The following is a 21,731-nucleotide window of genomic DNA, read 5'->3' as shown; positions in this document are numbered from 1 at the left end:
TGTCCTCAACGGCCGGGCATCAGATATCTCGACAAATGCAAGAAGGCAGCGTGAAGAGATTACGAAAGATCCGGTCCCGCCTCGTCGCAACCACGACGGTACTCGCGCTTGCGGCGGCCGGCAGCGTTCTCACCGGGCCACAGGCCCGTGCGGCGCAGACGAGAGGGACCGCGCCGTACCTGAATCAGTGGGCGGTGTCCGGCCCGTACACCGATCCCGTGGTCGAGCAGTCTCCTGCTCCCGTCGTCCCCGCCCTGGGCACGTCCCTGGTCGATCCGGCGAACAAGGAGACATCCACCTGGCAGTACTTCGACGATCGCATCTTCAACCGGAACTACGACGACTACAACGACCTGATGGGCTATTTCGACGTCAAGCAGGGGCAGTCGACAGCCGGCAAGTGGGTTGTGGCCGCGAGCTACGTCTACAGCCCGGCCGCGCAAACCGTTCAGTGGCAGGTGGGCGGATCGGGGCTGTACCGGCTGTTCGCCAACGACGCTCCGGCTGGGCGGCAGGACCGCGTCGCGAATCGGGTGAGCAAGGACGGCACGAGATATCCGATCCAGCTGAAGCAGGGCTGGAACAAGCTTCTCATCGAGATCCAGCACAAGAACACCGGCGCCAACAAGAACTTCCTCGGTTTCTACACGAGGCTCTGCGACGGCGCGGGTGACGTCGTTCCCGGGCTGACGTACTCGGTCACCGGGCCGAACGCGGCCGGCGATCAGCTCACCGTCGTCACCCAGGGGCTGAGCATCGACCGGCACGCGTTCGACGCGCGCAACGCGGATGTCCCGGCGAACGACTACCCGTCCAACACCCTGCCGTACGCCTACGACGAGAACCCGTACGTCGGCATGGTGGCCAAGATCGACGGCACCCGGAACACGTCGAGCATCGCTCCGCAGGCGTCTCCCTTCGCCTTTCAAGCGGCCGGTGGCAGTCCCGGCTACTCCTGGACGCTCGCCGACGGCCAGTTGCCCCCCGGCCTGACGCTGGCGCCGGACGGCCACATCGACGGCACGGTCTCGGACGGCGCCCACGGCGCATCGCAGAAGGACTACGCCTTCACCGTGAAGGTGACCGATGCCCGTGGTTCCACGACCACGAAGCCGTACACCATGACGGTCAAGAAGAACCCGGTCGACTGGTTCATCGAAGGCAAGATGTCGGCTCTGTCGCACACCACCGGCACGATGCCGAACCTGTACGACCCGAACTTCAACTATGACGAGTGGGCACAGACGGCCAAAGAGATGGGCATGACCCTGCTCTCGACCGAGAGCCTGCAGAACACCATCTACTACTGGCCGTCGCCGAACGCCAACCTCACCCCGAACAACACCAACAAGCAGTACAAGTACAACGCCCTGTTCCAGGCCGCGGACGGCAGCTGGCACGTCAGGGACCGCGTGCTGCAGGCCAAACAAGCCGCCGAGCGGTACGGGTTGAAGTTCGGCGTCTACGTGTCTTCGCTCTACGAGGGATCCGAGATCCTCGAAAGCGACATCCAAGGCCTGGTCGCGAAATACGACCCGTGGTACCTCTTCGCCGACGGCGGCCCGGAGAGCTATTCCAATCCCGACGTCGCCTGGAGCTCCGCGCGCAACTACAACGACCGGGTGCTGATCGATGCGAACCCCAACGCGCAGACCGGCGACCAGGACATCACCCTTCACGAGCGTCCGTTCTGGAACAGCGAACCGTACAACGAGGGTGGCTGGCATGCCGGGATCCTGCCGCAAGCCAGAAAGGTCGCACATGAGGAATGGAACGACCCGTACACGACGGCACTCGACATCTGGACGCAGTACGCCAAGGGCAACGAACGCGACAACTGGGTCGAAGCCACGAAAGAACTGATCAACCAGTACGGCCACGGCTATGTCATGAACTACGACTCCTCCATCACCGTGACCCGTGGCATGGACAACCTCAGCAGCAACCTCGACAACACCAACATCTTCTCGATGGTGCCGATCTCCTCGCAGCAACTGTCGGACATGCGGACGTCGATCGTGAAGTGGATGGACAACGGGCCCGGACCCGATCTTCGGGAGTCGATGTACGGGACCATGCCGTACACCATGGCCTACACCCCGAAGCCCGGCTGGCACACCGACCCGCAGAAGGCGATCGCTCATGGACAGGGGCCCGACTGGGGCTACGCCATGTCCCGCGACCAGTACGTCTACATGCACATGATCAAGAATCAGATCGCGGGCGTGGCGAAGGCGGGATTCGCCGGCCAGGCGCTGATGAGCCACATCGGCCCCTTCGACCATCCGGTAGACCAGGTCCAGTGGCTGAACAAGGGCAGCTCTCTGCCGTTCACGACAGAGAAGGAGAACGGCAAGTACTACATCTCGATCGACACGTCCGGTGTCACAGCTGACCCCATTGACACCATCATCAAGATTCGGACCAAGAGCCCGGTCAGAAACTACAAGATGACGAGTGTCAAGCTCTTCAGCAGCCAGACCGCGCCGAACACCCTGCGACTGCGGGCCGAGAGCTACATGAACGGCTACACCAACGTCCTCGCACCGGCCAAGCTCAAGTTCACGAGCAGCGATGTGCGGGTCGCCACCGTGGCGGCGGCAACGGGCCAGGTCAAGGCCCACGGCGACGGTACCGCCACCATCACCGTGACGGCGACCTACGACGACGGTGTGAACCCTCCTCAGGTCATGACCGACACCTACCCGGTCAAGGTGCGAGACCACGCCATCTCGGCCGCGCTTCCACTCGTCGGCGTGAACATGCTCACCGACGGCGCGCTGTTCTGGGGGCAGTTCGCCACCGACAACGACATTCCGGTGACGTTCAAGGGCTACACCCGAAAAGGCGGCGAAGTCGACATTCTCGACGCCTCGCAGATCAAGTATCACTACGCGACGGTCGACGGCAGGCGTGACAACGCCGCGGGTAAGATCATCGTCACCGAGGTGCCGGCCGACCAGTCACCGTTCGTCGTCACAGGCGACACGATGCGGTTCACCCGCAAGGTCGCCACCCCCACGATGTACACCTACTGGGCAGACATCACGGTGGACGGGAAGACCTATACCTCCACGCGGAACTACATCACACTGCTTCCTGACATGAACGTGGCGTCCGGAACGACGCCGAAGGTGACGACCGACAGCGAGCACGCCGGTCTGCTGTCCGACGGAACGATCAATGACACGACCGGCGGCAATCTCGCGAAGTGGTCGGCGCCGGCGGGCGACGAGAATCCGAGCATCACCTACGATCTGGGCAAGATGCAGGACCTCTCGCGGGTCAACGTCTTCTTCAACCACCACATGCCGAACGCCGACAACGTCACCTACTACAACGTGCCGAAGAAGGTGAAGATCGAGTACAGCGCCGACGGCTCGCAGTGGACCACCGGCAACGAGACGAACACCACGTCCGGCGCCGGGCTGCCGACATCGAGGAACACGCTGGCGGTTCCGCGCAGCGACACGACGTTGTACGCGTGGGAACAGGAAGGCCTGTACTACAACTATCCGGTCGATCCTGGCCGGCCCAGCGTGCAGGCACGTTACGTCAGGGTCTCCTTCCCCGGCGGCGGCCAGGACGGCAGCCCGATCGACGTGCTGGAAGTCCGGGTGCTCTCGCTGAGAGATCTGACCGCGCTGGGCAGTCTCGAACTACAGCCGAAAGCCGGTGCGGACAGCCGGACGGCGACGGTCGATGTCAAGGGATACTCCTTCCTCGGCACGCCTGTCGACCTGAAAGACGCGGACGTCGCGATCACCAGCGACAGCCCGTCCGTGGTGGCCGTCGGCGCGGACAAGGTGCTGTCGTCGAAGGAGTCAGGAAGGGCACGCATCAACGTCACCGCGGAGCTGGGCGGCTACCGGGCCGACGACCACTTCTACGTCGACGTCGACGCGGACGGACGCATCTCGTTCCCCGTTTTCCTGAAGCAGGTGAAGCTCGCGCTGAGCGGCGGCTCCATCAAGGAGAACCAACCGGTCGTCGGCACGATCGAGGGAACTCTGAACACCGGCGAGAAGGCGAACCTGTCGAAGGCGAAGACCGAGTACGTGTTCAGCGACAGCAGACTGGCAGTCGTACCGGGCAGCAACACCATCGTCCTGAGACAGCCGATCGCCGACCGGTTCCAGGCGACGGCAAAGGCAGTCGTGACGCTGGACGGCGTGGCGGTCGAGTCGAACACCGCGACGATCACGGTCCAAGGCGATGACATCGCGGGCTCGGCCACGGTCACGGTGTCCTCGGTTCGCGACCGAAACGGTGTCCCGGATGGCGACACCCAGGACGACCGCTATCTGGGAACCAAGGCGACGGACGGCAACAAGACGACGTCCTGGGCGGCGAAGCAGGCGGACCGCAGCCCGTGGATCAAACTTCAGTTCCCGTCCCCGGTGGAGATCGACCACGTCAACCTGGTCGACCGCGGCGCCGCCGTCAACCAGATCGTGGAAGGCGTGCTGGAATGGGAGGGCGGCAGCAAGAAGGTGACCGGCATCAAGTGGGACGGTCAGCCGGACAACATCGTGAGGTTCGATACCCCGGTCAAGACCACCTGGCTGAAGTTCACCATCGATCCCGACAACGCCTACGGCAATCCGAGCGGTGCGGAGTGCGGACTGGCCGAGTTCGGCGTGTTCGAGGCGCAGAAACAGAAGTCCGTCGTGGATTTCAGGTCGGTCGCCGTCGACACGACGATCGGCACGCTTCCGACTCTGCCTGCGCAGACCGAGGCCGTCTACAGTGACGGCACGACCGGATCCGTCGATGTGACCTGGGAACCGGTCACCTCGGACATGGTGGCCAAGAGCGGATGGTTCACCGTCCGCGGTGCCGTAACGGGGACGTCCGTCAAGGCGACGGCTGTCGTCAACGTCACGGATCGGTAGTCGCGAGCGGTAGCGAACGATGCGCCGTCAACCAGGAACCCACGGTGTCCGGAGCGCGGCCGCCTTCGGGCTGCGACGGTACTTGAAGATCACCGGTGGGCCGTGACCGTGAAGGAGGCATGACTCCGGTGGCCCCGAGGCATCAGGCGATGCCTCGGGGCCGCTCCATGACCGAGCATGGATCACCACACTCCCCGCTGATCACGAGGTGACGGTCTGCGCGCCGGCGGCGTCCGGGGTGGGATGCCGTCAACCAACGCGCCATCAGCCGCCGGGTAGGCGCTGACCTCGGGAATCAGCCGCCATTCTCCAGCTCGGCTCGCACTGTCGGCTGTCCGACGGCAGAGCGGCCCGTGGCGAGTGGTGTCGAGGGCTTCCTTCAGGGACCGGAAGCCGACGCCGCGGCGGCGCAGATCGGCGACGATCGTGACGAGGTCGGCCAGGGAGCGGGCGAGCCGGTCGAGCGAGGGGACGACGAGGGTGTCGCCGGGCCGTAGGTAGTCCAGGGCCTCGGTGAGCTCTTCACGGTCGGTGTTCTTGCCGCTCAGCTTGTCGGCGAAGATGCGGATGCAACCGGCGGCTTCGAGCGCGCGGATCTGTCGGTCGAGGCGCTGATCACGGGTGGAGACCCGGGCGTAGCCGACGAGCGCCCCGGTGAGGACTGTAGGTTCGGCGCCAAGGAGGTCGGCGGCGGCCTGGCCGATCACCGCGGAGGGCCGAGTCGTCACGGAGCGTCGTATCTCGGAAGTGTAGAGAAAACGGTGTTGCGAGAGTTGATGAACACTCTGACTTCGCAACGCGTTTTCCGACACTCCGGCGGGCTGTCGGCGGTTCGTGAAGGGTGTCGATTTCCGAAGCCCTCTGCACGGATGTCTGAAGTCGTGTGCACACCCGGCCGGGCAGCCTGTCGCCGTCGAGCATGGAGGCGCTTGACCAGCGGGCCCGAGGGAGCGCGGCTTCGTGCAAGTGGGCCCTCCCTCGGGTCGCGCATCGCTGGTCAGATGGGCAGCACTACAGAGGCGACGTAGCTACCTGAAGGTGGCGGGCCACGGTCACCAGGTCGCGAGTGCGGAGATATTCCACCGGGTCGTCGCGGTAGAGCGCGGGTTGGAGACGGGCATCGAACTGGTCGGTACAGTCGACCAGCAGCCGACGTTGCCCGGGGGGTAGATGACCGTCCGTATCGAGGCATGCCTGCACGCATGCACGAAGGTTGTGTGCGGGCTTGTCGTCATCGGTGAGCAGGATCGCCAGCCGTCGCCGGTGCCAGAAGAACACGGCATGCAATGCTGCCTCCCGGCGCGCTCCATACCAGTGCATCGGGGTGTACGGATTGATGTCGTAGGGGTAGGGGCTTCGCTGACCGCGTTGCTTGGCCTCTCGTCGGGCGGCCGCGTAGATGTGCTTGGCCTCCTGCCAGGCCGAGCGGCTGGTCTCCAGCATCGCCAGGGCCCGCAGCAGGGCGGCCTCATCGGTGCGGTACGGCCCGGCTTTGGCGTGCAGGAAACTCAGGGTCGCCTCGAAGCCGATCGGCCGATAGAGCTGTACGCACGAGCGAAGCGCAGATACCCGCCGCTGGTGGGGCAGGGCGGGGTCGCGCACCTTGCGGGCGAAGTTGCCGAAGCTCATCTGCTCGTGCTCCGCATCCGCTCCAGCACTCGGTAGACGGTGGCGCGACCGACGGAGAAGACCTCCATGAGCTCGGCGATGGTGTACTCGCCGGTACGTGCATCCGGAGGAGTTCGGCCTGTTGCCGGTGGGTGAGCTTGGGCTGCCGGCCCTTGAGCCTGCCACGGGAGCGGGCGATGGCCATGCCCTCACGGGTGCGCATCTTGAGCAGGTCGGCTTCGAACTCGGCGAAGACGCCAGCATGTTGAAGAACATCTTGGACATCGGGTCGCCGGGATCGTAGATGCTGCCGCCCAGGGAGAGACGCACACCACGGGCGACCAGGGTGTCGCCAGGTCTCGGGCGTCGGGCACGGATCGGGCGAGCCGGTCGAGTTTCGGGACGACCAGGGTGTCGCCGGAGCGGACGGCCGCCAGGGCCTGGTCGAGGCCGGGCCGGGCCCGGGTTGGTTCCGGTCAGGCCCTAGTCGAGGTAGATCCGGTCGTCGGCGACGCCGAGGCCGGTGAGGATCTCGCGCTGGGCGGTGAGGTCTTGGGCGACGGTCGAGCATCTGGCGTAGCCGACGAGTTCTCCCACCCGCCCACCGTACCGTTCAGCCCCCCACCATCGGACAGTTCCGCGGACCACCTATCTGAGACGCGGGAGCGGCTTGTCGAGCTGTGCTTTCGTGATCTCCGCTGCTGCGCGTGCTGGTGTCCGGTTGAGGTTCCCCTAACGGACACCTCCGGAGTGGCCTCCTCCTCCCGAACGTGTCCCTAGGAACTGTCTTCAAAGTGATCTAGGATGCGCCATCATGGCGGGGTGATTCGCCGTCATGAGCTGACCGACCAAGAGTGGGAGATCCTGAAGGGGTTGCTCCCGGCCGGGCGGATGGGGCGTCCACGAGAGGACGACCGGCGGGTGCTGAACGGCATCGTGTGGAAGATCCGTACAGGTAGTGCCTGGCGGGACGTGCCCGAACGGTATGGCTCCTGGCAGTCGCTGTACACCCGCTTCCGCCGCTGGGCGCTGGACGGCACCTTCACCGCGATGTTGCGGGCCGTGCAGGCCCGCGCGGACGCGGCTGGTGACATCGACTGGCTGATCGCGGCGGACTCCACCATCGTGCGGGCGCACCAGCACGCGGCCGGAGCCCGAAAAGGGGGGGCCGCACGGCGCCGGATCACGCCCTCGGACGATCCCGTGGCGGACTGACCAGCAAGATCCACCTGGCCTGCGACGGACAGGGCCGGCCGTTGGCCTTCATCGTCACGGCCGGCAATGTCAACGACTGCACCCGACTGCCCGAGGGTGCTGGCCGCCGTCCAGGTCCCGCGCATGGGACCTGGACGGACACGCACTCGCCCGGACCATGTCGTGGCCGACAAGGGCTACAGCTCCCGAGCGATCCGTGCCTATCTGCGACGGCGCGGCATCAGCCACACCATCCCGGAGCGGGCTGACCAGGTCGCAGGCCGCTTACGGCGCGGCAGCCGCGGCGGACGGCCGCCCGCCTTCGACCGCACCATCTACCGACGCCGCAACGTGGTGGAACGCTGTTCCAACCGGCTCAAGCAGTTCCGGGGCCTCGCCACTCGCTACGACAAGACGGCGACCTCCTACACCGCCGCGGTCACCATCGCTTCTCTCCTGCTTTGGTTATGACCTTTGAAGACATGCTCTAGGAGTGCTTCTCCGCCCACTCTCGGATCGTCTGGGCGCTCTCTACCGTGAGGTCGGAGTCGCCCGCCTCGACCGGGTGGATCCATCGGTGCGAGGTGTGCTCCGCTGACAAGGCGATCGACTGCCCGCGATACGCGACAGAGAAGGTGTATTGCCTGGCTCTGCGCCCTGATCCGGTGACGTAGTCGAAGGTCGCGACGAACCCCGGGTCGGTGGAGAGCGGTCCCGTCCAGCCGATCTCCTCGCCCAGTTCGCGGGCCAGGGCCGTCATGAGGTCTTCGCCCGGCTCGACACCGCCGGACGGCAACTCTTCGATACCGGGCAAATAACTGTCGCTGGTCGACCGGCGCAGGATCAGTACTTGGCCTGCGGAGTGAATGACGGCGCCAACCACGAACTTCCCGATGCCCTCTCGGCCAGCGGAGTCTAGAAGTGGTTCCAGGTGAGTCATCTGGGGAGCGTAGCGTCAAGTTGTGTTCTGGCCGCGGATGTCGATGGGCGGCGGCATCGTCTCGCCCCTCTCTCGCTAGTCGCGAACAGCGGGGATGTGTGCGTCCCTTAGTGCCCGTCCGCACCCGCACCTCGAGGGGAGAGCGAGCGTCTCCTCGTGTGGCGCCGTAGCCGCCGGCCAACATCTCCGCATATTCGCCCGTGGAGGCCAGTCCCGCTTCTGGCTTGCTCAGGGTCGCGCCCTGGCTAGAGAGAACCTTGACGACTGCATCAACGGTGCCGCATACAGATGCCGCGAAATACGCTCACTTTCACCTGCCCTCCGGCTGGAAAACCTCCAGCTCGATGTCGGACTGCAGTCATCAGATTACAGAACTTGACATAGCAGTTTCTTTCGTAAGTCAATACTTGATTCATGAAAGCCTGATCGGCAAGATCAAGTCTTGCAGTCGAGCCTCCACCACCACCCACCGAAAGGGTTCATGGATGCGCCATGGAATAAAGGTCGCCTCAGCGGCAGTCCTCGCCGGACTCATCGTCGCGACGACGGCAACCCCTGCAGTTGCGGACCTCTGGCCCTTCGACGGCATTCCGCCAGACAAGAGCACGCACAGTTACTGCTACACCTCGTCCGTAACCACGGGACTTAAGTCCTACATTCCTGGTGCGATGAATTATCTCGACTCCGCAACAAACATACCGGGAGTGCCGTTTCACTCACCCTGTGAAACCACCAACTCCGAAACAGACGGAACGCCGGCCACCGACGTTGCGTGGTTCGAAGTATGGGTCACGGATGCTTACGGCGAAGTCGAATGCAAGGTCAGAACGGCATCCAATCCAAACGTTTGTGACCAAAATCACACCCGGATCAACAGCAGCATGATAAAGACCAGCAGCAACGCCCATCAGCAGTACATCAAGACCGTCTGCCACGAACTCGGGCACACGACTGGCCTCAACCACTATGGCCCACTACTGTCACCTCCGGAGCCACCAGGCGCCTTCGGCCAGCCACAGGACTGCATGGCGAGCGGGGACGTCACGAGAATCGGCGACGTGACCGGGACATGGACGCACACCTACAACCCTCACCACATCGGCCACATCAACCCGCACTGGGCCTGACCGCTCCAAGAAAGGAGGACCCATGAGGAAACCCTTCATCCTCGCTCTCGCTCTCGCTGCGGTCACGGCCCTATCCGCGTGCAGCTCCAGTCACGGCGCGCAGGTCAACCCCACACAGCCCCTCGCCTACGCAGAAGGCAAGGGAGGCCTCGACATCTCCGTGCTCCGGACCGCAGAGCGCGACTTTCCCATTTACGAGACGCCAGAACAGCTCGCCACAGCCAAGCCAATCGTCGCCGCCGGCGTGATCGATGGCTGGCAGCAAGGCCCCATCCTCGACAGCACTGCTGGCCCACTCGACTACCGTGTCGTCATGCGGGTGCGAGTGACAGAACCGCTCAAGGGGGTCAAGGGCCGACAGTCGATCCCTGACAACCTTGTCTTCATCGAACTTTCCCAAGGCGCGGTTCTCAGCCAGCCCAACGTTCCCGCGAAGCAGTGGAAGCCTGAAAAGTCTGTCGAGGACTTCGAAAAGGCCCTACCGGTCGGCACCAAAGTGCTCGTCTTCCCCATCGAGAGGCCGGTTCAGGAACTTCCCATGGCCAATCCGGGTGCCCCGCTGCCAGCGAACGCCCAGCTCATGCTCCTCCCGCCGCAAGGACTGATACTTGAGGACCCGCAGCTAGCCAAGCAGGGCGCCACCAGCGGCGCCACCTCACTCGTCGGCGGACTCGAAAAGCTCAACGTTGGCGGGGCTGGCTGGCTCAAATACCGAGACATTCAGAGCCTGGTAGACCACCTTAAAGCACAAGGGTTCAAGGAGTAGGTGGCGAAATTCGGGTGGGCTATGTCCGGCCGATAGCTAATGTCCTGATCGGTAAGCAGGAGAGGCGCCATCGCGCTGGCCGCCACCATGCCTACGGCCAGCGCGAGCCCGTCTCAGACCCGACAGCAGCCACGACCGCGGCCTCTCGGCTACGTGACGGGCGCGGCCCATGCCGCCTCCGACGTCTGCCTGCCTACCACGCCGTCCGCAGGTAGCCCCTTCTCCTTCTGGAACAGGCGTGCCACCTCGGCGGAGCGCGGCTCGTACACGCCGTCCACGTCGATACGCCAGCCGCGGGCGTACATCTGCCGCTGCCACACCGTCACATCGTGGCCACGCATCATCGCCTGGCCCGGCTGGTAGGCGAGCAGCCGACCTGGCCATTCCGGCACCCCGTCCCCGGACGAGGGCGGGGTGGGCTGGCCGGGCTTCGGCATCCCCTCGTGCAGCCATGCCCGCAGCCGCGGCTGGTCGAGCAGCTCCGCATCAAACACATCTCCAAGAGCCAGGTGTCTCAGATGGCCAAGACTCTGGATGAGCAGGTCGAGGCCTTCCGTACCCGGACGTTGGATGCCGGCCCCTACACGTTCGTCTGGCTGGATGCGTTGACGCAGAAGGTGCGTGAGCGCTGCCGCACCCACTACCTGCGCAACCTGCTCACCACCGTTCCGAAATCGGCGCAGCCGTGGGTGGCCACGCTGGTGCGCACCATCTTCGACCAGCCCACCAGCGAGCAGGTCCGCACCCAGCACGCCTGGGTGATCGACGCGTTGGAGGCCAAGTATCCGGCCGCTTGCGAGCATCTGGACGGCGCCCGCGAGGACCTGCTGGCCTTCGCCGTCTTCCCCCGCGAGGTCTGGAAACAGATCTGGTCCAACAATCCACAGGAGGGGCTGAACAAGGAGATCCGCCGCCGCACCGACGTGGTCGGCATCTTCCCCGACCGGGCCGCGATCGTCCGCCTGGTCGGTGCCGTTTTGGCCGAGCAGACCGACGAATGGGCCGAAGCCCGCCGCTACATGGGCCTGGACGTGCTGGCCAAAGCCCGGATGCGGGTGATCCCAGGCGACACACCCGCCCAGAACCAGATCCCACAGACACTCACCGCTTAACCTGCAGAAACAGGATCACGCGAAGATCGACTCATACACCACGTCCGTGGACGCGACCCGGGAGCGGAGACGGTCACGACTTTTGAGAACACGCACAGCTGAGAGGCAAAACCCCAGCTCGGCACCTCTGTGAACACGGCTATGTCGCTAGTACTCCAACCGTAGATCGTGATCTTCATGGCTGGGTGGCTGTTTGCCGTCGGTAGTGCGAGTTGCGGGCGCGGGCTTGGTGTCGGCGTCGCCACTGCGACCAGCGGAGCCGGTGTGCCAGGTCGTGGGCTGGGCTGATCAGTGCGGCGAACAGGTGCTGGATCTCGCTGCGGGTCAGGGGGATCAGCTCGTCGGGTGCGGGGTGGTCGCGGCATTCGGTGGCCGCGGTGACGGCGAGGAACGCGGCGGCGAGCATGGTGAGGGTGACCCAGCGATGCCAGGAGGTCCAGCGGCGGACCTGGTGCTCGTCCAGGCCGGTCAGTCCCTTGCCGGCCTGGAAGGTCTCTTCGATCGTCCAGCGTCGTCCGGCCACCCGCACGAGCTCGGACACTAGCACCGGCCGGGGTGAGAAGCAGCGGTAGAAGGCGAGTTCGCCGGTTCGCCGGTTGCGGCGAATCAGCAGCGACCAGTGGCCGGGCCGTCCGGTCGGGCTGGTGATGTCGAGATGGGCCCAGTCGTAGTATCGCTCGCCTTTCGCTTCCGTTCCGGCCGACAGCCGCTGCCAGGCCCGCTTGGGGATCCGTGCGACCAGTGTCTTCGCCTGGAACTTGCCTGCACGCGTGGTGACTTGGTGGGTGCTGGAGACGGCCAGCACGTAGCCGATGGGGCGGTCTTCCAGCGCGGCCCGCAGGTGTGGGTTGTCGCCGTAGACCTCGTCGCCCGCGACCCACCGGGCTGGCGTGCCCGCGTCTAGGGCACGGGTGACCATCTTGGCGGCGGGCTGGGGCTTGGTCGCGAAGGCGAGGCCGTCCGGGACACCGGCTGCCTTGCAGCGGTCGGGGTCGTCGGTCCACGAGCGTGGTACGTACAGCGCGCGGTCGATCGCGGCATGGCCGCGCGCGGCAGAGTAGACCAGGTAAACGGCGGCCTGGGAGTTCTCGATGCGGCCTGCGGTGCCGGTGTACTGGCGCTGGACGCCGACTGTCGTGGTGCCCTTCTTCAGGTCGCCGGTCTCGTCGACCACGAGCACCGCCTCGTCGTCGCGCAGGTGCTCGATCACGTAGGCGCGTATGTCATCGCGGACCGCGTCGGCGTCCCACTTCGCGCGGTGCAGCAGGTGCTGCATGCCGTCCGGGCTGGCGTCGCCCGCGTGCTCGGCCAGGGTCCAGCAGTTCTTCTTCGGCAGGTCTGCCAGCAGGCCGAGTACCAACGCCGTTGCCCGGCGGCGCGGTTCGACCCGCACGAACCGGCCTGCAATGCGGCCCATCAGCTGGTCGAACATCGACCGCCACCGGGCAGGTACTACGCTGTGCCCCACGGCCACTGCCTGATCTTCGTTTGTCCACACAACACCCGATGGTCAACGGTGGCCGCGGCCTCAGCCTCCGATCGAGGGATGGCTACTGGGCACTGCGAGCGTCGGCCGACCGGGGAACAGCGCGGTTAGAGCACCATGTGGCAGTAGAGTCCGTGGTCGTGTGACCGAGCCCGCCGAGCCAGTGCCGCAAGCTCGTTGAGGAAGTCCGCAAGATCGCCGGGATCGGCACAGCCGTAGAACTCCTCCGCTTGCGACCACGGTATAGAGATCTCGGCCAGTCGCTCGCAGGGTGCGTCCGCCATGGCATCGCGCACCTCGTCGGGCAGAGTAACGATCCAGGTGCTCTCTGCCTCCGAGCTCGTCACCAGATGAACGAACCGGGGATGTCCGGTAACCCGTGACACAGGCTCACAAATCAGCAGCGCAACCGCCTGCCCGAGCAGGACAGCGGGGTCGATCGTCTTGACGCAGACCGTGTCGAAACCGGCGTCATCAGGTCCCTCCGCAAAGGCTGATGCCGCTGCTTGATCGTCGGGTGCGCTGAAGTAATCGTAGTAGATGCCCACGCCGAGAAGTCTGACAGTGCGCTCCGACAGTCGGCGAACGGTTCGGGCCCTCAGTGCAGGTCGATGGTGTGACCGCCAGCGACTCTGGTCGCCTCCACGCCGACCCCCAGCGGCAAGATCACGATCTACGGCTGGAGTACTAGTTGGCGGCTGGGGCCACCTCGGGGAGAAGGACGCCGTCGAGGAGTTCCGGCGACGGGGCGGCGACGTCGTCCCCAGACCACGCAACCCCGCCCGCGGCGACATCGACGGCGACGAGGCCGTCATCCTGGGCATCGTCGTGTCGGTGCTGCATAACTTCTAGTGCCAATATCCGTCGTAGTGGTCGACCAGGTGCTGGGCGTCTGGGCCGGCCGAAGCGGCGGCGACTGTGAGGTCGGCCTCTCTGAGGATCTCCGACCGCACCAGCGGCGGCACCGACGCCGCCGGCACCTCCTGGCCGTCGCGGTGGAAGGTCATCGGGTTGGTCGCGCACAGCGCGTCCAGGTCCCAGCCCTCGTCGGACATGCCCTCGACGACGCGCAGGAGCCAGCGGGCCTGCCAGCCCGCAAGGTCGCGCACCACCTCGCCCTGCCCCTCGTGACAGTCGTGCTCCCAGTAGCCGATCGACACGCCGGTCCAGCCGTGCCGGATCAGCTCCGTCCGGGCCAGGTCGTAGCGCACGACGTGACCGGCGACGCGGTCCGGCTCTTCCACGTACACCTCGCGGAGGACTTGTTCGAACGGCTGCGCCAGACCCCTCTCGCGCCACGCGCCCACCTCCTCGGCGCTTGCGTCGGCCGGGTGCCACAAGGCGACAGGGCCCTCGGGGCGGCGCCCGGCCAGTTCCCAGCCGTCGACGGTTCTGACTGGCAGGCCTGAGGGGCCGCCGGGGATCCGCCACACCAGGGTGCGTGCGTCAGGGCCAGTGACGGGGTGGTCGAGGAGGTGCTCGCCGACCTCACGCCAGGTCCATTCGCGCTGGTGGATGAGCGCCTGTTCCAGGCGGTAGCGCGCGGCCGTGCGCGCCTGCTCGACCTCTCTGGGCGTGGCGGCGGCGGGCAGAGTGCGGTCGAGGAACTGGTCGCGGGTCAGCGCGGCCGCGTCGGCGAGCGCATCGAGCGCGCGAGTGACATTCTCCTGTACGGACGCCGCCCGCACCCGCGCCTGAATGAGCGCCAGCGGGGCGACTGTCTCGGGTCCGCCCCGGCGGGCCAGCACGCCGACGGCCCCGTTGGCGACGGTCTCGCTGCGGCAGGTGGAGCCGGGGCCATCGTGGCCGGTGCCGCAGGTGACGGCGGCGTCGGCGAGCAGCGACGGGACCCAAGGTTCGTCGATGACCTCGCAGGTCCAGATCAGGCCGCGCACCACCGAGACGGTCCGGCCCTTCAGGAAGCGGTCCTCGCTCCAGCTGATGTCGGCGTGGTGGCAGACGAACGGGCCGCCCCGGTAGGCGGCCAGGCGGATGACCAGCTCGTGGACCAGGGCGATGGCCTCAGAAGTGAGCAGGTCGCAGACGACCGGCAACCAGCCGTCGCCTGGGGCCGGCGTGTCGGCGGTGGCCCAGTGACGCAGCAGCGGCAGCATTCCGGCCAGGCGGAGGCCGTACTCCTCGGCCAGCATCGTGGCGAAGGGGTCGGCCTCCCCGATCACGTTTCTGACCGCACCGGCTGGGCCCTCCTCGGTGAGCAGGCTCTCCAGGAGCGGCTGGAGCTCTCCGAGGTCCGTCAGGTGGCCGAACAGGTCGCGGCGCTGTTGCGGATGGAGCAGGTGGGCGGCCGACAGCGGAATCCGATAGAGCTCCTCGTGGCGGGTATGGCCCTGACGGGCCCAGTAGCCGGCGCGTTCGGCCAGGTTCCAGGCGTCGTCGGGCGTCCAGTCGATGGCGCGCCCGGCCACGGTGCGGACCAGGCGCAGGACGCGCTCGTCGTAGTCGTGGCCGCCCTGCGGGCCGAGCCAGAGCTTGGTGTGAGCGTAGGTGCCGTAGAGGCGCCAGTCGGTGCCAGGGCCGGGGTCGAGGCCCTGCTCCGTGAGGGCGTCGAAGCGCCGGTAGGCCTCCTTGGTAGCCGGTTCCAGATGATCCCAATTCCCCGCGAACGTCACCCGGTGATCGTAGTCGCATGATGTCCGAATGAAGATCGCCGTTCTGGACGACTACCAGCGGGTCACTCGAGACCTGGGTGTCCGGCGTCCTTCTCCCGGAGGTGGCCCCAGCCGCCAACTGGCGACATAGCCCTGTTCACAGAGGTGCCGAGCTGGGGTTTTGCCTCTCAGCTGCGCGTGTTCTCAAAAGTCGTGACCGTCTCCGCTCCCGAGAACACGATCTTCTCGGAAACCGGTTGACCTGCGCAGATCAGCTTAGTTGTGGGGGCTAGGGACACGCTCGGGAGGAGGAGGCCGAGGAGACGAAACGACCCGGCTCGGGATCGGGAAGGAACGAGGCGGGGATGCCCTGGCCGATCATGAAGTCGCGTTCCCGGTCGTAGGCCTCCCTTGTCCGGGAGAACCAGGTGAGGATGCCAAAGATCCGGCGCGCGGCGGCCTCGTCGATGCGCGCGCGTCGAACCATTCCTCCACCTCCCGCTGGGCGTCGGCCCACGACTGATGCATGGCCTCCCGTCCTGCCGTGCGCGCCCGCTCCGCCGTGCTGGGCCGGTCGCCCTCGTAGACAGGCTGGTACGGCTGGACGGTCAGCAGCGGGCCGAGGCTGCCGCGCGCGGCGATCTTCCCGGTCCGGATAGGGGCGAGACCCCGGAGCGCGCCGCCGGTCCTGATCGAGGTCAGGCAGCGATGCGGCGCAGCATGAAGGGCACCATCAGGAAAGCCACGCCGGCCGCCAGGAAGGCGCCCGCCCCCACGGCGCCGGCCGCGGTGCCGGCCAGCGCGGCCAGCGGCGGCACGGCCGGTTGCGCCACGCCCCATGAAGATCCTTGGAAGGCGAACCAGCGTGGTCGATCGGCTTCGGGCGCGGCGTCGGCCACGGCGGACTGCCAGCGGCCCAGCAGCACAGTGTTCAGTACCGTGCAGGCCAGGTAAGCGCCGATCGTCACGGCTGGACTGGCCGTGACCGCCATGATCAGCGCGAGCACCCCCAGCAGCACCGTGCCGACGCCGAGGATCACCGCATGCGAGCGCCCGGCCAGCAGCCGCCGGGACGGCCACAGGGCCACCGGCGCCAGCACGGCCGCGCCCGCGAGCGCCAGGCCCGGCAGCCACGCCGGCGCGCCCCGCTCCAGCAGCGCCAGCGGCAGGTACATCATCACGGCCAGGGAGCCGACCGCGAACGCGGTGCCCGCCACGGTCAGTCGCATCAGCGCCGCAGGTGGCCGCCACCGCCCACCTGCTCCCGCACGCTGTCTGCGGCCGCCGCCTCCGCCGAGCTCACGGGGCAGGAAGGTCACCGCGACGGCCGCCGCCACCAGGCAGGTGAGCGCGTCGGCGGCCACCAGCCAGCGCACTCCCAGCGGCAGCAGCACCGCCGCCAGCAGCCCCGCAGCCGCCCCGGCCGCCGACAGCGCCACTCCCATCACCGCGTACGCGTGATGCCGCCGGCTCTCCCGTACTCGCCCGGGCCAGCAACTCCTGCGACGCCGGCTCGTACACCTCGAAGGCCAGTCCCACCACCGCGATCGCCGCCAGCACCTGCACCTGGCCGTGCGCCAGCGCGAGCCCGGCCAGCGACAGGCCGGTCGCCACCAACCCGGCGGCCAGCACCGTGCGCGGCGAGAACCGATCGAGCAGGAACGCCCCCGCCCACCGCGAGATCAGCGCCGTGACCCCGAACAGAGCCAGCGCCACCGCGGCCAGTTCAGGCCCGGTCAGCACCGCCAGGAACGACAGGGCGTAGGCGCCGAGAGCGTTGAGGATGCGCACCCACACCAGCGTCCTGGCCGCCACGGGCAAAGATCTCAGCATGCGCCGTCCCCCTGAATCGCCGACGCGTCATCCTGGCACAAGCTACCGACAGAACAGCCCTTACCTGGCATTACCGGTGGGTGAGGAGAACGGCGTGATGATCGGTACCGGCCGGGCCGTCCGGGTCGGCGTGCACCGTCGCCGCACGAAGCCGCGGCAACTCGTGGATCAGCCGGTGCTCCGCCTCCACGGCGACGCCGTGCGCCTCGATGAGCGAGGCGTCATGACGTACGCCGATCTCGACCTCGGCCCGCAACGCGTGACCCACCCAGCGCAGCCGGACCGCCCCGACCCGCTCCACACCGGGCACCGCCGCCAGGGTCTCCTCCGCCTGGGCGATCAGCTCGGGGTCGACCGCGTCCATCAGCCGGTGGTAGATCTCGCGGGCGGCGTCGCGCAGAACGAAGCAGATGGCCACGGTGATCAGCAGGCCCACGATGGGGTCGGCCAGCGGGAACCCGAGCGCCGCCCCACCGGCTCCCAGCAGCACGGCCAGCGAGGTGAAGCCGTCGGTGCGGGCGTGCAGGCCGTCGGCCACCAGCGCCGCCGAGCCGATCTCCCTGCCCACCCTGATCCGGTAGCGGGCGACCCACTCGTTGCCGAGGAACCCGTCTACACCGGCGGAGCCGGTGTGGACGGAGTCGATGCGGAAGAGGTCTGCCAAGGCCCGGACAGGTGTCGGCTCCCGGCGTACCGTCGGGGCCTGGTGAGCCCGCTCGCTCCCCGCCGTCCCCTGACGAGCGCGACCTGGCCGACATCGCCGCCGACGCCTGGCATGCGCTTCGCCACGCATCTGGAACTGCTCACCCACCATCTCCAGGAAGCCGGCCTGAACCTGGCCGGCCGCGAGCGCCTGGCCGCGGCCCTGGAGCGGGCCGGGTGGTCGCTGACCGTCGCGGCCGCCGCCGTGGGGGGCGGCGCGGGATCACGGGGATGTCGCCACCACCCCGGAGGGGCGGAGGTGAGAAGGCGCCTGCGCTGACCTGGAGGAGCGGATCCCGTTCCCGGCCGTTACGGCGCTGCGGCAAGAGCTCGGTGCCAGAGACGGATCACGGCTTGCACGTGGCCGCTGGTGTCGCGGCCGTCTGGCTGATCGAGCAGGGCGCCGTGCAGTTGCGCCTCGATTCCTTGCACGGCCAGCAGCGCGCTCAATCCCGGATCGGGGCCACCGGCTCGAAGGCGGCGCAGTTCGCCGGCCAGGGCGCCGGCGATCTGCTGTTCGGCTTGCCGGAAGCGGGTGACCAGGCCAGGGGTGCGGGGGGCTTGGTCGAACAGCAGCCGGTGCAACTCCGGCCGATCGGTGTGCAGATCGGCCACGCATCCCACCAGGTCCGTGAGCAGATCGTGCAGGGACGGGCGATGCTCGGCGGCGCGGCTGAAGACCTGGGCGACCTGTTCGGCGCTCTGCGTGAGGTAGTGCTCGGCAAGCGCCACCAGCAGCGCGTCCTTGTTGGGGAAGTACTGATACAGCGATCCGATCGACACCCCCGCGCGTTCGGCGATCTTGTTGGTAGTGGTGCCGGCGTAGCCATGGCGCTGGAAAAGCTGAGCCGCCGCCTCCAGGATCACCGCGACCGTCTCGCGGGAGCGCTGCTGGCGGGGCTGTTTACGCGGCGTGAGCACGAGCCTCCAATGCGAGTACCGAAAACTGAGAATAGCTCGCATTATTGAACGGCGGGCCGATCGCCCGCCCCTCTCCTCGTCCCCTCGCCCTCGAACGGAGACGTCTTCGTGCTGCCCAGCCTCTTGGATTACAGCGCCTGGATCCTGCCCGGCCTGCTGCTGATCGGCGCGTCCTTCGCGCTGGCGCGCAACGAGCGGGACCCGCTGCTGCGCATCCTGATCCTCGTCTTCGGCTTCGTCCTGATCAGGGATGCGATGACGCCGCTCGGGTTCTGGCGGCTGGGCGCCGCGGGAGGGGTGCCATGGCTGCGCTTCACCGACCAGGCGGGCATCCTGCTGCTGTTCGGCCTCGGCACGGTGGCGCTGACCGCCGCCGTGCTGTGTGTGGACCGCGGGCTGCGCTCGCTGGTGCGCTGGGGCCGCTTCACCCCGGTCACCCTCGCCTTCGGCATTGGCGGCGGCGCGCTGGCCGCCGCCCCGGTGCTGCTGCTGTCGCTGCCGACGCCGCTGCCGGCGCGGGGCGGCTCGGTCGCCGTCACGCTGCTGCCGGTGCTGCTGGCATTCAGTCTGGCGGGCAACCTCGCCGAGGAAGTGCTCTTCCGCGGGTTCCTGCAGGGCCGGCTGGAGCAGCATGCCGGAGCCGTTCGCGCGGCGTTGCTGTCGGCCCTGCTGTTCGCCGCCTGCCACGCCTTCCTGGCCTCGACCGTGACCGACGTCGGCTGGCCGCTCCTGGCCTTCACCCTCTACGAAGGGCTGATCTGCGCCTTCCTGCGGCTGCGCTCCGGTGTCATCGCGGCCGCCCTCGCCCACGGAACCGCGATCTTTCTGCTGGCCGGCGCGCTGGTCTGAGCCGCTGACCGCGTCGTCCGGCAGGGCGGCCCCCACCCACGACCCGGGCGGCGCCGGGCTCCGCCCTACCACGGGGCAGCCCTGCCGCCCGCTGTGCCGCAGCGGCGCGCCCGGCTACGAGGCCGGCCCCTGACCCGCTCACCCGGCACGGGAGCACGGGCAGCCTGTGGTCCCGTGGGCGGTGAAGGGTGAGTTTCGCGAGGCATTCACGCGTACGCGCGCGAGGCCTGCGCCTCCGCCTTGCCTGGACCCGGTCTCGGCAGGGTTCAGTCAGCGCTGCGGCCGGGCTGCATGCGGTCCCGCCAGCGCTGCGGCCGGGCTGCATGCGGTCCCGCCAGCGCAGCGACGCGGCGTAGGCGAGTCCACCGCCGATGAGGATGGCCGGCAGCAGGCCCTCGCCGACGGTGTGGATCAGGTAGCGCTCCAGGTTCCTGTCGATGATCCAGCGGGCGTCGACAGCCGAATAGACGAGCTGGACGACGCCGATCGCCGCCACCCAGCGCACCCGGCAGGTGGCGGCCACCGTGAAGTACGCGACCGAGGCCGGCCGGATCCACCCGGTGGGAGACCAGTTGGACAGGTGATGACGAAGATCGCGGCGGCTGGCGACCCTCAGCCCGACGGAGCCGACCACTCCACCAGCGGGGGGCGGACCGCCGCGCACAACGGCTGCCCCTTGGCGTCGGTCAGCCCCAACCGTGCCACCAACACACCCCCCGCCACGGCGTCCTCCAGTACCTGGGCGGGGATCGCGTCCAGCCACAGCTTGGCCCGCCGGAACATCGCGAACGCCCCGTCCTCACCCACCGTCCCCCACGACAGGTAGACGAACCGGCCTCCCGGCCTGCCCTGCACGAACGGGCCACGCAGATCCCAACCGGGCTCCGTCCGGGTGGGCGTCACTTCCAGTTCCCAGGCCGCCGACGGGGCATCGCCCGGCGTCAGGCCGAGCAGCTCTTCGCGGCGCTCGCGCCGTTGCACCCCGACATGGATGTTGGCGTAGCCGGGGAAGTCCGGATCCCGCCCGCACTCGCGTCCCGGCAGCTCGGACGCCTCGATACGAATCAGCACCTGCCCATCATGCCCAAGCCGAGACAGCGGCGGCCGCAACCGGCCCGTCCTGGTCAGGGCTGGGCGGGCAGCCGGCCGAGGTTCAGCCGTGCGTTCAGGTTCAGCCGTACCTCGCCGCAGGAGCGTACGTGCTGCCAGAACAACAGGGTCAGGCCGCGCCGGTCGGCCGGGGTGAGCAGCTGAGCCGTCCCGCGACGCGGTCGCCCTGCGGTTGGCAGGGTCACCTGAGGACTTTCCTGGCACCGCAGGGGGCGGCGGCGAAAGCCTCGCCCGCCCAGGAGCTTCCCTGCCACGAGCGAGGCATGGGACCACGGGCGTCCCGTGTCCCCGTGGAGCGGGAGTTTCGGGAGCCGCTCGCGCGCACGCGCGTGCGGTCTGTCGGCGAAGTCGGGAAACGCAGGTACGCGCGGGGGCGAGCTCGGCCTAGCGTGGGCGGCATGACGACGGCGTCGGCGTGGGTGGGCCTGGACCCTCACCTGTTCGTCCACCAGCGCACCCACCACATGGTGCTGGCCAGCGACCGGGACGTGGCCGGCTGGCACGACGCGGTGTGCGGGTCGGCCTGTCGTCAACGAAGCTGTCACCAGGTACACGCGATTGCGTCATCCCTGCTCAGAG

19 protein-coding genes and 3 pseudogenes are annotated in these 21,731 nt (G+C 67.6%); 8 read left to right on the top strand and 14 right to left on the bottom strand.

Going from position 1 to position 21,731, the window contains the following annotated elements:
• The first annotated feature begins 50 nt into the window (after positions 1 to 50).
• A complete protein-coding gene (locus BMX74_RS40085) occupies positions 51 to 4,895 on the top strand; it encodes a DUF7402 domain-containing protein (protein WP_218154218.1) in 4,845 nt (1,614 codons plus the stop codon).
• A 182-nt stretch (positions 4,896 to 5,077) separates the two neighbouring features.
• Here BMX74_RS40085 and BMX74_RS40080 read toward each other — a convergent pair whose 3' ends face one another.
• Together BMX74_RS40080 and BMX74_RS40075 are read right to left on the bottom strand one after the other, a co-directional pair.
• Positions 5,078 to 5,623: a recombinase family protein gene (locus BMX74_RS40080; RefSeq protein WP_256257582.1), complete on the bottom strand. Its 546-nt coding sequence runs from the start codon at positions 5,621 to 5,623 to the stop codon at positions 5,078 to 5,080.
• A gap of 283 nt (positions 5,624 to 5,906) precedes the next feature.
• Complete coding sequence (locus BMX74_RS40075) at positions 5,907 to 6,524, bottom strand: hypothetical protein (protein WP_091105646.1); 618 nt, start codon at positions 6,522 to 6,524, stop codon at positions 5,907 to 5,909.
• A gap of 97 nt (positions 6,525 to 6,621) precedes the next feature.
• On the opposite strand from BMX74_RS40075, the gene BMX74_RS46160 reads away from it, so the two are divergent.
• Positions 6,622 to 6,807, top strand: coding sequence for a hypothetical protein (locus tag BMX74_RS46160; protein WP_256257581.1), 186 nt, complete (start codon positions 6,622 to 6,624; stop codon positions 6,805 to 6,807).
• 64 nt (positions 6,808 to 6,871) lie between these two features.
• Here the strand turns inward: BMX74_RS46160 and BMX74_RS46865 are convergent.
• A pseudogene (locus BMX74_RS46865) lies at positions 6,872 to 6,955 on the bottom strand (recombinase family protein); the annotation flags it as partial.
• A gap of 373 nt (positions 6,956 to 7,328) precedes the next feature.
• Between BMX74_RS46865 and BMX74_RS40065 the strand changes: the two are divergent.
• A pseudogene (locus BMX74_RS40065) lies at positions 7,329 to 8,168 on the top strand (IS5 family transposase).
• A 16-nt stretch (positions 8,169 to 8,184) separates the two neighbouring features.
• Here BMX74_RS40065 and BMX74_RS40060 read toward each other — a convergent pair.
• A complete protein-coding gene (locus BMX74_RS40060) occupies positions 8,185 to 8,637 on the bottom strand; it encodes an NUDIX domain-containing protein (protein ID WP_091105645.1) in 453 nt (150 codons plus the stop codon).
• A 257-nt stretch (positions 8,638 to 8,894) separates the two neighbouring features.
• Here BMX74_RS40060 and BMX74_RS43580 point away from each other — a divergent pair, with 257 nt between their 5' ends.
• The gene (locus BMX74_RS43580) at positions 8,895 to 9,764 is read left to right on the top strand and encodes a hypothetical protein (RefSeq protein WP_143078932.1); all 870 of its coding nucleotides are present in this window, start codon (positions 8,895 to 8,897) and stop codon (positions 9,762 to 9,764) included.
• Positions 9,765 to 9,786: 22 nt separating this feature from the next.
• On the top strand, positions 9,787 to 10,530 hold the full coding sequence (locus BMX74_RS40055) for a hypothetical protein (RefSeq protein WP_091105643.1): 744 nt from the start codon (positions 9,787 to 9,789) through the stop codon (positions 10,528 to 10,530).
• Positions 10,531 to 10,679: 149 nt separating this feature from the next.
• Here BMX74_RS40055 and BMX74_RS40050 read toward each other — a convergent pair whose 3' ends face one another.
• The gene (locus BMX74_RS40050; RefSeq protein ID WP_256257580.1) at positions 10,680 to 10,871 is read right to left on the bottom strand and encodes a peptidoglycan-binding domain-containing protein; all 192 of its coding nucleotides are present in this window, start codon (positions 10,869 to 10,871) and stop codon (positions 10,680 to 10,682) included.
• A 123-nt stretch (positions 10,872 to 10,994) separates the two neighbouring features.
• Between BMX74_RS40050 and BMX74_RS40045 the strand changes: the two are divergent.
• Positions 10,995 to 11,642, top strand: a pseudogene (locus tag BMX74_RS40045) (transposase); the annotation flags it as partial.
• 175 nt (positions 11,643 to 11,817) lie between these two features.
• Here BMX74_RS40045 and BMX74_RS40040 read toward each other — a convergent pair.
• From BMX74_RS40040 to BMX74_RS40010, 6 genes are all read right to left on the bottom strand, one after another.
• Positions 11,818 to 13,074, bottom strand: coding sequence for an IS701 family transposase (locus BMX74_RS40040; protein ID WP_420538162.1), 1,257 nt, complete (start codon positions 13,072 to 13,074; stop codon positions 11,818 to 11,820).
• Positions 13,075 to 13,235: 161 nt separating this feature from the next.
• Positions 13,236 to 13,676, bottom strand: coding sequence for a hypothetical protein (locus BMX74_RS40035; protein WP_055502014.1), 441 nt, complete (start codon positions 13,674 to 13,676; stop codon positions 13,236 to 13,238).
• A gap of 300 nt (positions 13,677 to 13,976) precedes the next feature.
• Positions 13,977 to 15,758 carry a DUF4132 domain-containing protein gene (locus tag BMX74_RS40030; RefSeq protein WP_091105640.1) on the bottom strand — a complete coding sequence of 594 codons (1,782 nt, stop codon included), beginning with the start codon at positions 15,756 to 15,758 and terminating at the stop codon, positions 13,977 to 13,979.
• A 268-nt stretch (positions 15,759 to 16,026) separates the two neighbouring features.
• On the bottom strand, positions 16,027 to 16,224 hold the full coding sequence (locus BMX74_RS40025; protein WP_091105638.1) for a hypothetical protein: 198 nt from the start codon (positions 16,222 to 16,224) through the stop codon (positions 16,027 to 16,029).
• 211 nt (positions 16,225 to 16,435) lie between these two features.
• A complete protein-coding gene (locus BMX74_RS40020) occupies positions 16,436 to 17,176 on the bottom strand; it encodes an MFS transporter (RefSeq protein WP_143078931.1) in 741 nt (246 codons plus the stop codon).
• A gap of 464 nt (positions 17,177 to 17,640) precedes the next feature.
• Entirely contained in the window at positions 17,641 to 18,234 is a 594-nt protein-coding gene (locus BMX74_RS40010; protein ID WP_256257578.1) for a cation diffusion facilitator family transporter, read from the bottom strand.
• Positions 18,235 to 18,345: 111 nt separating this feature from the next.
• Between BMX74_RS40010 and BMX74_RS40005 the strand changes: the two genes are divergently transcribed.
• Positions 18,346 to 18,552, top strand: coding sequence for a hypothetical protein (locus BMX74_RS40005; protein ID WP_091105633.1), 207 nt, complete (start codon positions 18,346 to 18,348; stop codon positions 18,550 to 18,552).
• Positions 18,553 to 18,581: 29 nt separating this feature from the next.
• Here the strand turns inward: BMX74_RS40005 and BMX74_RS40000 are convergent, their stop codons facing one another.
• Positions 18,582 to 19,193 (bottom strand): TetR/AcrR family transcriptional regulator, encoded by a 612-nt coding sequence (locus BMX74_RS40000; protein WP_091105632.1) that lies wholly within the window; start codon positions 19,191 to 19,193, stop codon positions 18,582 to 18,584.
• A 108-nt stretch (positions 19,194 to 19,301) separates the two neighbouring features.
• Here BMX74_RS40000 and BMX74_RS39995 point away from each other — a divergent pair, with 108 nt between their 5' ends.
• Positions 19,302 to 20,042, top strand: coding sequence for a CPBP family glutamic-type intramembrane protease (locus BMX74_RS39995; RefSeq protein ID WP_177227694.1), 741 nt, complete (start codon positions 19,302 to 19,304; stop codon positions 20,040 to 20,042).
• A gap of 612 nt (positions 20,043 to 20,654) precedes the next feature.
• Here BMX74_RS39995 and BMX74_RS39990 read toward each other — a convergent pair.
• Both BMX74_RS39990 and BMX74_RS44630 read right to left on the bottom strand, forming a co-directional pair.
• On the bottom strand, positions 20,655 to 21,113 hold the full coding sequence (locus tag BMX74_RS39990; protein WP_055502022.1) for a DUF5990 family protein: 459 nt from the start codon (positions 21,111 to 21,113) through the stop codon (positions 20,655 to 20,657).
• A 53-nt stretch (positions 21,114 to 21,166) separates the two neighbouring features.
• Complete coding sequence (locus tag BMX74_RS44630) at positions 21,167 to 21,337, bottom strand: hypothetical protein (protein WP_177227693.1); 171 nt, start codon at positions 21,335 to 21,337, stop codon at positions 21,167 to 21,169.
• Positions 21,338 to 21,731: the final 394 nt, after the last annotated feature.

The organism is Nonomuraea pusilla, assembly GCF_900109355.1.
In the GTDB taxonomy this organism is placed as follows: domain Bacteria; phylum Actinomycetota; class Actinomycetes; order Streptosporangiales; family Streptosporangiaceae; genus Nonomuraea; species Nonomuraea pusilla.
Note: the sequence above shows the minus strand (reverse complement) of the source record. Positions and strands in the feature narration are given on the sequence as shown.

Bases quoted from the DNA above. Each gene is read 5' to 3' on its own strand.
- BMX74_RS40040 (WP_420538162.1), bottom strand. From the start codon at position 13,074: ATGTTCGACCAGCTGATGGGCCGCATTGCAGGCCGGTTCGTGCGGGTC.
- BMX74_RS40050 (WP_256257580.1), bottom strand. From the start codon at position 10,871: ATGCGTGGCCACGATGTGACGGTGTGGCAGCGGCAGATGTACGCCCGC.
- BMX74_RS40060 (WP_091105645.1), bottom strand. From the start codon at position 8,637: ATGACTCACCTGGAACCACTTCTAGACTCCGCTGGCCGAGAGGGCATC.
- BMX74_RS40075 (WP_091105646.1), bottom strand. From the start codon at position 6,524: ATGAGCTTCGGCAACTTCGCCCGCAAGGTGCGCGACCCCGCCCTGCCC.
- BMX74_RS40005 (WP_091105633.1), top strand. From the start codon at position 18,346: ATGCGCTTCGCCACGCATCTGGAACTGCTCACCCACCATCTCCAGGAA.
- BMX74_RS40025 (WP_091105638.1), bottom strand. From the start codon at position 16,224: ATGGTTCGACGCGCGCGCATCGACGAGGCCGCCGCGCGCCGGATCTTT.
- BMX74_RS40055 (WP_091105643.1), top strand. From the start codon at position 9,787: ATGAGGAAACCCTTCATCCTCGCTCTCGCTCTCGCTGCGGTCACGGCC.